This is a genomic window from Rhodococcus sp. IEGM 1381 (genome assembly GCF_030056795.1).
Lineage (GTDB): Bacteria > Actinomycetota > Actinomycetes > Mycobacteriales > Mycobacteriaceae > Rhodococcoides.
The window spans coordinates 63,572-77,247 of sequence record NZ_JASHKQ010000014.1; the positions used below are offsets into that span (position 1 = coordinate 63,572).

11 protein-coding genes are annotated in these 13,676 nt (G+C 65.3%); 5 read left to right on the forward strand and 6 right to left on the reverse strand.

From position 1 onward, the window contains the following. Positions 1-78 precede the first annotated feature (78 nt). A complete protein-coding gene (locus QM797_RS21660) occupies positions 79-1,050 on the forward strand; it encodes a sigma-70 family RNA polymerase sigma factor (RefSeq protein ID WP_032377730.1) in 972 nt (323 codons plus the stop codon). 126 nt (positions 1,051-1,176) lie between these two features. Here QM797_RS21660 and QM797_RS21665 read toward each other — a convergent pair whose 3' ends face one another. Together QM797_RS21665 and QM797_RS21670 are read right to left on the reverse strand one after the other, a co-directional pair. Further along, a complete protein-coding gene (locus tag QM797_RS21665; protein ID WP_283277757.1) occupies positions 1,177-3,834 on the reverse strand; it encodes a bifunctional acetate--CoA ligase family protein/GNAT family N-acetyltransferase in 2,658 nt (885 codons plus the stop codon). Between the two features lie 67 nt (positions 3,835-3,901). Then, positions 3,902-5,170, reverse strand: a complete 1,269-nt coding sequence (locus tag QM797_RS21670; protein ID WP_283277717.1) for an acetoin utilization protein AcuC — start codon at positions 5,168-5,170, stop codon at positions 3,902-3,904. A 207-nt stretch (positions 5,171-5,377) separates the two neighbouring features. Between QM797_RS21670 and QM797_RS21675 the strand changes: the two genes are divergently transcribed. Continuing rightward, the gene (locus QM797_RS21675) at positions 5,378-6,064 is read left to right on the forward strand and encodes an iron-dependent transcriptional repressor DtxR (RefSeq protein ID WP_032403288.1); all 687 of its coding nucleotides are present in this window, start codon (positions 5,378-5,380) and stop codon (positions 6,062-6,064) included. A gap of 46 nt (positions 6,065-6,110) precedes the next feature. Further along, positions 6,111-7,091, forward strand: a complete 981-nt coding sequence (galE, locus tag QM797_RS21680; RefSeq protein ID WP_283277718.1) for a UDP-glucose 4-epimerase GalE — start codon at positions 6,111-6,113, stop codon at positions 7,089-7,091. Positions 7,092-7,107: 16 nt separating this feature from the next. Here the strand turns inward: galE and QM797_RS21685 are convergent, their stop codons facing one another. The 4 genes from QM797_RS21685 to QM797_RS21700 form a co-directional block, all read right to left on the reverse strand. After that, entirely contained in the window at positions 7,108-8,220 is a 1,113-nt protein-coding gene (locus QM797_RS21685) for a DUF4192 domain-containing protein (RefSeq protein WP_283277719.1), read from the reverse strand. Between the two features lie 149 nt (positions 8,221-8,369). Then, positions 8,370-9,077, reverse strand: a complete 708-nt coding sequence (locus QM797_RS21690) for a DUF5642 family protein (RefSeq protein ID WP_283277720.1) — start codon at positions 9,075-9,077, stop codon at positions 8,370-8,372. Between the two features lie 112 nt (positions 9,078-9,189). After that, positions 9,190-9,822, reverse strand: a complete 633-nt coding sequence (locus QM797_RS21695; RefSeq protein WP_283277721.1) for an MBL fold metallo-hydrolase — start codon at positions 9,820-9,822, stop codon at positions 9,190-9,192. Then, positions 9,819-10,904 carry an S-(hydroxymethyl)mycothiol dehydrogenase gene (locus tag QM797_RS21700; RefSeq protein WP_283277722.1) on the reverse strand — a complete coding sequence of 362 codons (1,086 nt, stop codon included), beginning with the start codon at positions 10,902-10,904 and terminating at the stop codon, positions 9,819-9,821. Before QM797_RS21700 ends, QM797_RS21695 begins: the two co-directional genes overlap by 4 nt. Positions 10,905-11,068: 164 nt before the next feature. Between QM797_RS21700 and sthA the strand changes: the two genes are divergently transcribed. Together sthA and QM797_RS21710 are read left to right on the forward strand one after the other, a co-directional pair. Further along, complete coding sequence (gene sthA, locus QM797_RS21705; protein ID WP_283277723.1) at positions 11,069-12,484, forward strand: Si-specific NAD(P)(+) transhydrogenase; 1,416 nt, start codon at positions 11,069-11,071, stop codon at positions 12,482-12,484. 183 nt (positions 12,485-12,667) lie between these two features. Further along, on the forward strand, positions 12,668-13,612 hold the full coding sequence (locus tag QM797_RS21710; protein WP_283277724.1) for a proteasome assembly chaperone family protein: 945 nt from the start codon (positions 12,668-12,670) through the stop codon (positions 13,610-13,612). Positions 13,613-13,676: the final 64 nt, after the last annotated feature.

The window sequence follows — 13,676 nt, forward strand, 5'->3', positions numbered from 1 at the left end:
AGAAGGATCGGCGTGGGAACTTATCGGAGTCTCCCGAGCGTTGAACCTTGTGAGACACCACCGACCAGGAGGCAAGTCATGACCAGCCCCAGCACCACGATTCGTCCACGGCCCACCGACGCCGATCTGGACGCCCAGAGCCCAGCAGCCGATCTCGTTCGCGTATACCTCAACGGTATCGGTCGCACGGCACTGCTGACGGCTGCCGAAGAAGTCGATCTCGCAAAGAGGATCGAGGCTGGTCTGTACGCCAAGCAGGTTCTCGAGAACACCAAGCGTCTGAGCGCGGTCAAGAAGCGCAACCTCGCCATCATCGTTCGTGACGGTAGCGCAGCGCGGAGCCACTTGCTCGAAGCCAACCTTCGCCTGGTCGTCTCTCTCGCCAAGCGCTACACCGGTCGCGGTATGCCTCTGCTCGACCTGATCCAGGAGGGCAACCTCGGTCTGATTCGCGCAATGGAGAAATTCGACTACGCCAAGGGCTTCAAGTTCTCCACGTACGCGACCTGGTGGATCCGGCAGGCCATCACCCGCGGCATGGCCGATCAGAGCCGCACCATCCGGCTGCCTGTCCACCTCGTCGAACAGGTCAACAAGCTGGCCAGAATCAAGCGTGAGCTCCATCAGCAGCTCGGCCGTGAGGCGACCGACGAGGAGTTGTCGAGCGAATCCGGCATTGCCGTCGAGAAGATCGCCGATCTGCTCGATCACAGCCGCGACCCGGTCAGCCTGGACATGCCGGTCGGCAGCGACGAGGAAGCACCCCTCGGAGACTTCATCGAGGACTCGGAGGCGACGTCGGCCGAGAATGCCGTCATCGCCGGTTTGCTGCACAGCGACGTCCGAGTAGTGCTCGGCACACTCGACGAGCGTGAGCAGCAGGTCATTCGACTTCGCTACGGCCTCGACGACGGGCAGCCCCGCACTCTCGATCAGATCGGCAAGCTGTTCGGTCTGTCTCGTGAGCGTGTTCGCCAGATCGAGCGCGAGGTGATGGTCAAGCTGCGGCAGGGCGACCGCGCCGAAAAGTTGCGGTCCTACGCCAGCTGACCGCAGCCACCGACCGGTGGAGCGGCGGTGAGCATCCCCGTTCGCACCACCTCATGCGGTAGCCGAGCCGACATTCCCTCCCCCGGGATGTCGACTCGGCTTCCGCCATTTCGAAGCCTGCCTCGTTCAGCGCAGCCGACGCGGGCCGAGATCGGCCTTGGTCGGTTCGGGCCCGATACGCACGCGCGCATCGGTGATCTGCGCGCCGTCGGCGGACGCCAGCACCGGCTCGCACGAAATCTCCCTGATATCCGGGATGTCCTCTGCGAGTGCGGATATCCGCTGAACCAGATCGATCAGGGCCTTCTTGTCGACAGGCACCGCATTGCGATAACCGGACAGTAGCGGTGCCGCCTTCGGCGCGTCGATCAATTGGGCAGCTTCGTCCTCGGTCAGTGGAAGTACCCGAAACGCCCGGTCGCCCAACAGGTCCGAGATGACGCCGGCCAGGCCGAACGAGATGAGCGAGCCGAACGAGGGGTCGTCCTGAACCCGTACGACGCAGCCGATTCCTTTGACAGCCATCCGCTGGACGTGCAGCAGCGGCTCGCCCGAATCGGCTGCCAGATTGCGGTACGCCACCCGCACTGCGGAAGCGTCGGCCATGTCCAGACGAACTCCCCCGAGATCGGGCCTATGCCGCCACCGTTCGCCCGTCGCTTTCACCGCCACCGGGTAGCCCAGTTCGTCGGCTGCGGCCACGGCCTCGTCCTCGTCGGTCACGACGCGGAACGGCACGACCTCCAGCCCGTAGCAGGCCAGCAGTTCTGCGGTCTCGAAATCCGACAGCCAACGTCCCCGGTTGCCGGCCGAACGCCATCGCTCGACCAGGTTCTTCGCACCCTCGGAATCGATGCTCTTGGGCCGAACCAGGTTCGACACCGGTCGCGACCGCCACGAGGAGTAGCGCCATGCCGCGGCCAGAGCAGCAACCGCCCGCTCCGGGCTCGAGTACGAGGGAACCGAACCACGAATCGGATGACCGCTCGGTCCGCGCACGGCCAGTACGTCGGGAATCCCTTCGGTGGCGAGAAACGTCGACAGCACGGGCTTGTCGGAACCACGGACAGCGTTTCCCAGAGCCGCCGCGAACGGTTCGACCTCGACGGCAACCGGAGGTACGAACACGACGATGACGGCGTCGATGTCCGACGCGGCCAGTGCCGACGAGACGGCCTCGGCGAAATTCTCGGGACCGGCTTGCGGGCCGACATCGATCGGGGTGCTCGCGTGCAATCCCTTGGCCCGCGCAGCATCGACCGCCAGCACACCGAGCGCCGTCGAGTTCCCGACGACTGCGACCCTCGGTCCGACCGGCAGAGGCTGATTACCGAACAGGACCGCGCAGTCGAACAATTCCGAGATGGTGTCGACCTGGATGACGCCTGCCTGTGCGAACAGAGCACGCACGATCGAATCGTCGATATCGGCGCCGATCGCATGTGCGGGCGGAACGGCTCCGCGTCCACTCTTGACGGCGATGATGGGTTTGCTGCGCGCCACCCGGCGAGCGATTCTGGTGAACTTTCTCGGGTTACCGAAGCTTTCGAGGTACAGCAGGATCACCTCGGTTGCCGGGTCCGAGTCCCAGTACTGCAACAGGTCGTTGCCGGACACGTCGGCTCGGTTACCTGCCGAGACGAACGTCGAGAGACCGAGCCTGCGGTTGGCGGCCTCGTCCAGGATCGCGATGCCGAGAGCGCCGGACTGGCAGAAGAAACCGACGTTGCCGGGCGTCGGCAGATGCGGAGCGAGGGTGGCGTTCAACCCGAACTCGGGGTCGGTGTTCGCCACTCCCAGCGCATTGGGCCCGATCAATCGCATCCCGTGCGCCCTCGCTGCGAGTACCAACCTGCGCTCGCTCTCCTGCCCCGCAGGCCCGGTCTCGCCGAATCCACCCGACACCACCAACAGTGCTTTGACACCCTTATCCAGACAGTCGTCGAGTACCGCGTCGATGGCGTCGGCCGGAACCGCTGCGATCGCGAGGTCGACCGGGTCTGGAATGTCGTGCACCGTGGCGTAGGCACGAACGCCGCGGACCGACCGGTGGTCTGCATTGACCGGATAGACCGGGCCGGTGAAGTTGCCGGCCAGCAGATTGGCGAGCACCGCGTTGCCCACCTTCGAGCTGTCCGTCGACGCTCCGATCACGGCCACGGACCGGGGGCTGAGCACGTTCCGTACGCTGCGCGCCTCGGCGGCGCGCTCACGTGAATTGCGCACCGACAGCAACGCCTCGCTCGGATCGATGGCAAATTCCAGCCGCAGTACGCCACCCTCGAAGGACCTGCTGACCTGGTAGCCCGCTTCCCGGAAGACCGTGACCATGTTCCGGTTCTCGGCGAGCACCTCGGCGACGAACATGTTGACGCCGTTCTCGGCGGCGGCTCCTGCGAGATGCTCGAGCAGGATAGGTCCGAGTCCGCGGCCTTGGTGTGCGTCGGCAACGACGAAGGCCACTTCGGCCGAGTTGCCGTCGCCCTCGGGCAGACGTTCGTACCGGCCGACCGCGATGATGTCGTCGCCGAGTACGGCCACGAACGCAACGCGGTCGTGGTGATCGACGGTGGTGAAGTTGAGCACGTCACGCTGAGGCATGGTGGGGTACGGACCGAAATATCGCAGGTACCTAGTCCGTTCGGAAAGTCGACCGTGGAAGGCGACGATGCGCTCGGAGTCCGACGGGACGATGGGACGCAGATGCACGACGCCACCGTCGGAGGTCAGTACGTCGGCAACCCAATGACGCGGGAACGACGTTTCCGCGCGCTCTCGTGCCAGGTCGTGTGCGCTGGGCTCAGCGGCAGGGTCGTCGGACGAGGAGTTCGACGACGAGGTGCCGGTCCGATCAGTCACGCGGGTCCTCCGGATCGAGGCCGAGCAGCGGAAACACTGCCCGGCGGGTGGCTGTGATCGCCGAGTCGACGCGTTCGAGCGCCCTGTCGGTGCCGTCGGTTCCGGCGAGAGACCCACCGGGTCCGTCCCAGGCGGGATAGTCCACGTCTCCCCCGTCACCCATCGTCTGTGGGAGGTCGACACTCGGTGCCATCGTCCGCACTCGCTCACGCCAGGTGTCCGGCAGCGCTGAGGTTGGATCGATCTCGCGGCCGAGTGCGGCGGCGATGAGGTACGTCCACGACCGCGGGACCACACGCACGAGGCCGTATCCTCCGCCGCCGACGGCCAACCATCTGCCCTCGCAGTGCTTGTCGGCGAGATCGCGCATGGCCAGGAACGCGGCATTCTGGCCGTCGACGGTCAGGGCGAGATCGGCGAGGGGATCCTCGCGGTGGCTGTCCACACCGCATTGACTGACGATGATCTGGGGCTTGAACGCCCCGACGGCACCGGGCACGATCGCGTGGAACGCACGCAACCACAATCGATCCGCGGTGCCCGGCAGCAACGGGACGTTGATCGAGGTTCCTTCACCGCCTTCGGTTCCCACCTCGGTCGACCAACCGGTGTTCGGCCACAACGTCGCTGGATGTTGGTGCAGGGAGACGGTGAGTACGCGGGGGTCGCCGAGAAAAGCGGCCTGAACGCCGTCACCGTGATGGGCGTCGACGTCGATGTAGGCAATTCTGTCGAATCCGTTGTCCAGCAACCACGAGATGGCGATCGCGGCGTCGTTGTAGACGCAGAAGCCCGAGGCCCAGTCGGCCATGGCATGGTGCATCCCGCCACCGATACTCACCGCGCGGCGGGCACGACCCGACGCGATCTCGCGGGCTGCGGCCAACGAACCGCCGGCCAGCATGGCGCTCGCCTCGTGCATCTGCGGAAACACCGGGTTGTCGTCGGAACCGAGCCCGTGAACGACGTCGTCGGGATCACGCAGGGCCGGGCCCTGCGACGGTGCCCGTTTGACCGCCTCGATGTAGGCGCTGGTGTGAAATCGCAACAGCTCGGAATCCGGGGCGGCAGCGGGCTCGACGAGTTCGACTCCCGCGAGCACTCCGATGTCGGTGGCGAGTGCCATTGTCAGATCGAGTCGAGTGGGATTCATCGGGTGGTCGTCGCTCCACCGATAGCCGAGGTAGTCCTCGCTCCACACGACGATGTCCTCGGGGCGGTTCGGGATGTACTCAGCGGCGCGTGTCGCCTTGTCAGACATACGGACAAAACTACGTTGTCGGGTGGAATGGTGTGGCACGGTTCCGGTGTTGTGCCATCTGTCCCCCTGTGAGAAACCACGGGAAACGACGAGCACCGTTGTGGTGCGCCGCGCCCATGCCGGTTGGGTGCAGCGCCCATGCCGGTTGGGTGCAGCGCCGATTTCGGGGCGCTGACGGTAGGATCGAGCCCGACGAAGGGGTTGAGTGTGAAGGATCTGGTCGACACCACGGAGATGTATCTCCGGACGATCTACGATTTGGAAGAAGAGGGTGTGATTCCGCTCCGCGCGCGAATCGCCGAGCGGCTCGAACAAAGCGGTCCCACCGTCAGCCAAACTGTTGCGCGGATGGAGCGCGACGGCTTGTTGTCCGTCGCGGGAGACCGGCACCTGGAGCTGACCGAGAAGGGTCGCAGTCTGGCGGTTGCCGTCATGCGCAAGCACCGCTTGGCGGAGCGGCTGCTCGTGGACATCATCGGTCTGCGTTGGGAAGACGTACACGCCGAGGCGTGCCGTTGGGAACACGTGATGAGCGAGGAAGTCGAGCGTCGTCTGGTCACCGTGCTGAACAACCCGACCACATCGCCTTACGGAAACCCCATCCCGGGATTGGCCGAGCTCGGTCTCGGTCAGTCGACCCTTGCTCCCGAGGCTCTCATCCGTCTCACCGATGTGCCGGTCGGCCAGCCGACCGCAGTGGTCGTACGCCGCCTGGCCGAGCATGTTCAGTCCGACCCCGAAGTGATCGCGCAGCTTCGTGAAGCGGGCGTTGTTCCCGACGCTCGGGTTACAGTCGAGGCCAAGCCCGGGTCCGTCACGATCACCGTGCCAGGGCACAGCGGTGTCGACATATCCGATGAAATGGCACACGCCGTCCAGGTGAAGAGGGTCTGACCTCACACTGTCGGCGGTGCCGTAAGCGTGTGAGGGAGAGCGAACAGTGAAGCTTCTGGTTACCGGTGGTGGGGGATACGTCGGCAGCGTCTGTGCGGCCGTGCTTGTCGAGCGCGGCCACGATGTCGTCGTCGTGGACAACCTGTGCACCGGGAATCGGGACGCTGTACCCGGTGGTGCCACGTTCGTCGAAGGTGACGTCAAAGACGTGGCTGCGGAGGTGCTGAGCGGCGGCGGGTTCGACGCCGTACTGCACTTCGCCGCGCAGTCGCTCGTGGGTGAGTCGGTGGTTGCACCCGACAAATACTGGAGCGGGAACGTCGTCACCTCGCTGGCCCTGCTCGACGCAATGCGGGCTTCCGGAACTCCGAAACTGGTGTTCTCCTCGACTGCGGCCACCTACGGCGAGCCCGAGAAGACGCCGATCACCGAGGATGCCCCTACCCGGCCGACCAATCCCTACGGTGCCACCAAGCTCGCGATCGACCATGCGATCACGTCCTACGCGTCGGCGTACGGTCTCGCCGCCACCAGCCTCCGCTACTTCAACGTCGCCGGTGCCTACAACGGCTTCGGTGAGAATCGCGTCGTCGAGACCCATCTGATTCCGCTCGTGCTGCAGGTTGCGCTCGGGCAGCGCGACAAGATCTCGGTATTCGGCACCGACTGGCCCACTCCCGACGGCACAGCGGTCCGGGACTACATCCACGTCGCGGATCTTGCCGAGGCGCACATTCTTGCGGTCGACGCGGCGCAGCCGGGTGAGCACACCATCTACAACCTCGGTAGTGGTACCGGCTTCTCCGTACACGAGGTCATCTCGTCCTGCGAGAGGGTCACCGGCCTGCCCATCACCGTCGAACACGCTCCCCGGCGCACGGGCGATCCTGCCGTTCTGATCGCCTCCAGTGCACGAGCAATGGAGGAGCTGAAGTGGTCGCCGGAGCTGACCGATCTCGATCGAATCGTGGCCGACGCCTGGGCTTTTCTGCAGCAACTGGGCGATCGTTCCCACGCCGCACGCTGACGAGCTGACATCGCAGTCAGCGTCGACCGAACGGGTCGCCGGGTAGCCGAACGCCGCATGCACGTGCACACGCGAATCCACTCTCGGCGACTTCGCGAACCAGTTCCGGGCCGGCACCGGCTCTGAGCGATCTGTCCAGCAATCGCGCCAGGCTGTATTTCTCGTCCGCTTCCAGGGCCGCATCGATCGCGATACGAGCCATCGGTCCGTCGCCGCGAACGTACGCGCTGAACGCCAGAAGCGTTGCAGCGATGGCTCTTTCGCGCCGTGGGAGCAAGCGGGAGATCATCGCCCAGAATTCCTCGACAAACCCCGCATCGTCACCGAGTGTCAAGGCAAGCAACGCGTCGCGAACCTGAACCGCTCGGATCGCGACTGCGATCCGAGCAATGTCGACCGGGTCCAGTTCTGTGTCGTACGGGGCCCGCGCGACGTACGACAGGACCGCTGTCAATTCATCGGTGCGAGAACGTCCGCCGGGACCGAGGCGCGCGATCTCGGCGGCCACGGCCCGTACTGTGCCTTCGGGGCCCGGCGCGATGGTCTCGGCCAGCTCGCGCCTCGACCGTCGTACCGAGTAGCCGTCGAGCACGCGGGCGACGGTCAGCGGTGACGTCGACGGATCGGATATTCGGCCGTGCCGCTGCGGCCCGGACACCGACCACCACACGGCGGAGTCGGCGATCTCCGCCGCCGCGAGGGCCGCACAGAGCTCTATCCCGAACGATGCAAGAGTGGTGACCAGCTCCCCCACCACAGCCTCGACATCGAGCAGATGGGTACCTCTGACGGCCCGATCGAGGCGGTCGTCGACGAACACCGCGATGACGGCAGGGATGTTCTCGGACGCGCAATAGCCGGCCAGATAGCCGATGACGTCGAGCATCTCCGGTGTCGCCCGGGTACCGCTGCCGGCGCGCCGATCGATGTGCTCACCTGCCAGCACCAGGTCGTGACGCATCGTGGGACCCACGCTCGCGCCGCCGTCCTTGACCGCGATGAGCACGATGGAACGGTGGGGATGAAAGCCGAGCATGGCCGGGACCGCTGCCATGAGATCGCTGGCGTCGCCGAGTCGCACGCGGCGGCGAGAGTCGAAGTTGTCGTGAGAATTCGTCGGTGTGTACATGACCGAAATTCTCGCGGCACTGTGATCGTGGAACGCAGCGCGAGCTGGGCTTCCGTAAAGCCCTGTGGAGAACGAGCCTTCTGTGGACGAACCGCGCCGCACGCGCAGTTGTCGACCGATATCTGTCGGCCCCTTCTGCTAGGCGCGGGTCACCCCTGCTTGACCTTCTGCACCGCCGCGGTGAAGAGCTCGTCCAGCGTCATCGCGTCGGGCGTCTCGGAACCGAACGACATGAAGGTGGCCGCCACCCGCACGTCGTCGATCTGTGCCATCAGCGTCAGCATCGACTGAGTGACCGCGTCGCCACCGGCTCCCGACGCCACCGTCTGACGGACGGCCAAGGTGTCGTCCGCATCGATCGGAGGTGCAGGGGTCAACGTGGAGGTCACCGTCGAGGTGGCGCCCGATTTGGTGGCCGTCACCTCGCCGCACTGTTCGAGCTGCTCCATTCGGGTCGAGAGCGGCTCGTCGACTGCGGTCAATTCGATGGAGATGGTCGACCGGCTGTCGTTGTCGGTGCCGACGATCATGGCCGTGCCGGTGGGGCCGAAGTCCTGATCGGCCGGCTTGCATCCGGCTGGGCTGACCTCTGCACCGGCGGGTATTCCGCTGAGGTCGGGGGCCGCCTGCGAGATGGCCTGCTGGGGCAGCACCAGGGCGTCGTACGGTGCCGGAAAGCTCGACGGGTCGATCAGCAGTGTGTTCAGATCTGTCCCGGATTGCGACGCCGTCGTACTGCCGGCGCTGGGTTCGGGGGTTCCCGTAACGGTGGAGCTGCAGCCGGCCAGCACGAGAGCTGCGATCGCCGCCGAGGTCGCGGTGATGGACAGGTGGGTTCTGCGTGCGGCGGGGCTCACAAGACGTCCTCTTCGGGTCGGTGGGACGCCGCAGCACACGCTCCGGCGTCCCACCACTGTCTCATTCCGACCACCTCGAACGCGGCAGGCGACCTACCGCAGTGTCGCAAATTCAGCTGCCGCGGGCGATCCATTCCTCGAGGTGTGGTGCCTCGTCGCCGATACGGGTTCCGTCTCCGTGTCCGGTGTTGACGCGGGTGTCGGCGGGAAGCGCGAAGAGCCGGTCGCGGATGGACCCGATGATGGTCGGGAAATCCGAGTACGACCGTCCGGTGGCTCCCGGACCGCCGGAGAACAAGGTGTCGCCGGAGAACAACTCCCCCGCTTCGGGCAGGTACAGGCACGTCGAGCCGGGTGAATGTCCGGGGGTGTGCAGCGCCAGGATGTCGGTTCCCGCGACGGTGACGCGCTGACCGTCCTCGAGGGTCGAGTGCCCGACCCCCGGGTGAGTCTGCTCCCACAGCATGTCGTCGGCGGGGTGCAGCAGAATCGGCGCATCCAGGGTGTCGGCGAGCTCGGGGGCGACGGTCACGTGATCGTTGTGACCGTGGGTGCAGATGATTGCCTTGACAGTCCGGCCGGCCACCGCGTCGACGATAGGGGCCGCGGTGTGGGCGGCGTCGACGATGACGACCTCGTCGTCGTCACCGATCAGCCAGATGTTGTTGTCCACGTCCCAGGTGCCACCGTCGAGGCTGAACGTTCCTGAAGTCACGACGTTCTGGACACGAAATGTCCCGCTCACAGAACCACCACCGAACGCAGCACGGTGCCCTGATGCATCTTGTCGAATGCAGCCTCGACGTCCTCGATGCCGATGCGCTCGGAAACGAACTTCTCGAGCGGCAACCGGCCCTGCTGATACAGATCCACCAGCTGCGGGAAGTCGCGCTCGGGTAGGCAGTCGCCGTACCAGGAGGATTTGAGCGATCCGCCGCGGGAGAAGAAGTCGATGAGCGGCATCTCGAGGGTCATCTCCGGGGTCGGGACACCGACGAGCACGACGGTTCCGGCGAGATCGCGGGCGTAGAAGGCTTGCTTCCAGGTCTCCGGGCGGCCGACGGCATCGATGACCACGTCGGCACCGAAGCCGCCGGTGAGCTCTTGGATGGCCTCGACCGCGTCGAAAACTGAGGAGTCGACGGTGTGGGTGGCTCCGAGTTCGAGGGCCCAGTCGAGTTTTCCTTTGTCACGGTCCACGGCGATGATCGTCGACGCCCCGGCCAGGCGCGCTCCGGCGATCGCGGCATCACCGACACCGCCGCAGCCGATCACGGCCACCGAATCACCGCGTGAGACGTGGCCGGTGTTCATCGCCGCTCCCAGTCCGGCCATCACTCCACAGCCGAGCAGCCCGACGACCGCGGGATCGGCGTCGGCAGCGACCTTGGTGCACTGGCCTTCGTGGACGAGGGTCTTCTCGGCGAACGCGCCGATTCCCAGAGCCGGTGTCAGCTCGGTGCCGTCGGCGAGGGTCATCTTCTGGGCGGCGTTGTGGGTGTCGAAGCAGTACCACGGGGTGCCGCGCTTGCAGGCTCGACATTCCCCGCACACCGCGCGCCAGTTGAGTACGACGAAGTCGCCGACCTCGACGTGCTCGACGCGGTCGCCGATGGTCTCGACGATGCCGGCGGCTTCGTGTCCGAGCAGGAACGGGAATTCGTCGTTGATGCCGCCTTCGCGGTAGTGCAGGTCGGTGTGGCACACCCCGCAGGCCTGGATCTTCACGACGACCTCGTTGGGGCCGGGATCGGGGATGGTGATCGTCTCGATGGAGACGGGTGCGCCCTTGCTCTTGGCGACGACGGCGCGGACCTGCTGCGGCATGTGTTCCTCCACTGAAAATCGTGTGTTGCGTGCTCGGTTCAGCCTCGCACAACGCATCAGCACGTGGCGACATCTGCATGGGTTCGGCGTACCGAATCGTGGAGTTCACAAGGTTGTGACCGGGTGGGCACGCAGTCTTTGCGTGCGACCGGTATCTATGAGCAATGTCTGAACCCATGGAGTACGACCTGGTGGTCATCGGCTCCGGCCCCGGCGGCCAGAAGGCGGCCATCGCGGCTGCGAAGCTCGGCAAGCGAGTGGCGATCGTGGAGAAGGGACACATGCTCGGTGGGGTCTGCGTCAATACCGGGACCATCCCGTCGAAGACGCTGCGCGAGGCCGTTCTCTACCTCACGGGCATGAACCAACGTGAGCTGTACGGGGCCAGCTACCGGGTGAAGGCCGACATCACTCCGGCCGATCTGCTAGCGCGAACCCAGCATGTCATCGGCAAGGAGATCGAGGTGGTGCGCTCGCAATTGCTGCGCAACCGCATCGAACTGATCATCGGTGTCGGCCGGTTCGTCGATGCCAACACCATCGCGATCGAGGACGATTCGCGAGGCGAACGCATCACCGTGACAGCCGCCAACGTCGTGATCGCCACCGGAACCGCGCCGGCCCGTCCCGCGGACGTCGCGTTCGACGACTACCGAGTACTCGACTCCGACGGAATACTCAATCTCGAATTCATCCCGGCTTCGATGGTGGTCGTCGGAGCAGGTGTGATCGGGATCGAATATGCGTCGATGTTCGCGGCCCTCGGCACCAAGGTCACGGTCGTCGAGAAACGCGATTCGATGCTCGACTTCTGCGATCGCGAGATCATCGAGTCGTTGCAGTTCCATCTCCGCGATCTCGCCGTGACGTTCCGATTCGGCGAGGCGGTCACCGCGGTCGACGTCGGCCCGAACGGTACCGTCACCACGCTCGCAAGCGGCAAGCGCATTCCAGCGGAGACGGTGATGTACTCGGCCGGACGCCAGGGACTGACCACGGCACTCGAACTGAAGAACGCGGGACTCGAGGCGGACGCGCGCGGTCGCATCTTCGTCGACGAGCATTTCCAGACCAAGGTCGATCACATCTACGCAGTCGGCGATGTGATCGGGTTCCCAGCGCTGGCCGCGACGTCGATGGATCAGGGCAGGCTGGCGGCGTATCACGCGTTCGGTGAGTCCAGCGCGAAACTGACCGACCTCCAGCCCATCGGCATCTATTCGATCCCGGAGGTGTCGTACGTCGGTGCGACGGAGGTAGATCTGACGAAGGGGTCGATTCCCTACGAGGTGGGGGTATCCAGATACCGCGAACTGGCCCGCGGCCAGATTGCCGGTGACTCGTACGGAATGTTGAAGTTGCTCGTCTCCACCGAAGACCGGTCGATCCTCGGTGTGCACATCTTCGGGTCCGGTGCCACGGATCTGGTGCACATCGGACAGGCAGTCATGGGATGCGGCGGTACCGTCGACTACCTCGTCGACGCCGTGTTCAACTACCCGACGCTGTCCGAGGCGTACAAGGTTGCCGCGCTGGATGTCACCAACAAGATCCGCGCGCTGGCCAACTTCGACCGCTGACGGGCATCCCTCGGAACCCCGACGACCACTTGGGGAATGAACGACGGCCGTCCGGTTGTTCTTTCCATCAGTGATTCGCCACGTTCGACGTCGGCGCGTACACGGTGCATACAGAGGGTCGGCGTATTCTGACCCGGATCTCGCATCGAGGTACCGACGAGTCGATCCGAAAGGGGCCCGGCCATGACCGAACAGTCGAAGATGTACGAGCTGGAATTTCCGGCACCGCAAATCTTCTCCGACGACGGCGTCGGACCCGTCCTCGTGCACGGCCTGGAGGGATTCTCCGACGCCGGTCACGCAGTGAAGTTGGCGACGACCCATCTGCGCGAAAGCCTCGAATCCGAATTGGTGGCGTCGTTCGACGTCGACGAGTTGATCGACTACCGGTCCCGTCGGCCGACGATGACATTCAAGTCCGACCACTTCTCGGACTACGACGCCCCCGAGTTGAACCTTTACGCAGTCAAGGACAGATCCGGTACCCCGTTCCTGCTTCTGGCCGGTATGGAGCCGGATCTGCGGTGGGAGAAGTTCACCACCGCCGTCCGCCTCCTCGCCGAGCAGCTCGGTGTTCGGCGCACCATCGGTCTCGGCTCCATCCCGATGGCAATTCCGCACACGCGCCCGCTCGGGGTCACAGCCCATGCCAGCGACCGAGAGCTGGTCAAAGAGGGAAACAGCTGGGCGGGCGACCTGCAGGTGCCCGGAAGTGCGTCCTCGCTGCTCGAGCTTCGGATGGCACAGCACGGCCACGAGTCGATGGGTTTCTCGGTGCACGTTCCGCATTACCTCGCCCAGACGGACTACCCAGGCGCTGCCGAGACTCTGCTCGAGAACGTCAGCGAGGCCGCCGAGCTCGATCTTCCGCTCGCGGCACTCGGCGAGGCCGCGGCGCGAGTTCGCGAGCAGGTGAACGAGCACATCACCGGAAACGACGAGGTGCAGTCGGTGGTGCAGGCGCTCGAGCGTCAATACGACACGTACGTCGCCGCACAGGAGCAGCAGTCGACGTTGCTGGCCGGTGACGAGCCGCTGCCGAGCGGGGACGAGCTCGGTGCCGAATTCGAGCGTTTCCTGGCCGAACAAGCCGGCCTCGACGAGGGCGACGACACCGAACGGCAGTGATGCGACACCCGACGACGGTGTGAGTAGTCACAGCGTGGAGTCGTACCAACGGTCGAATCGGACA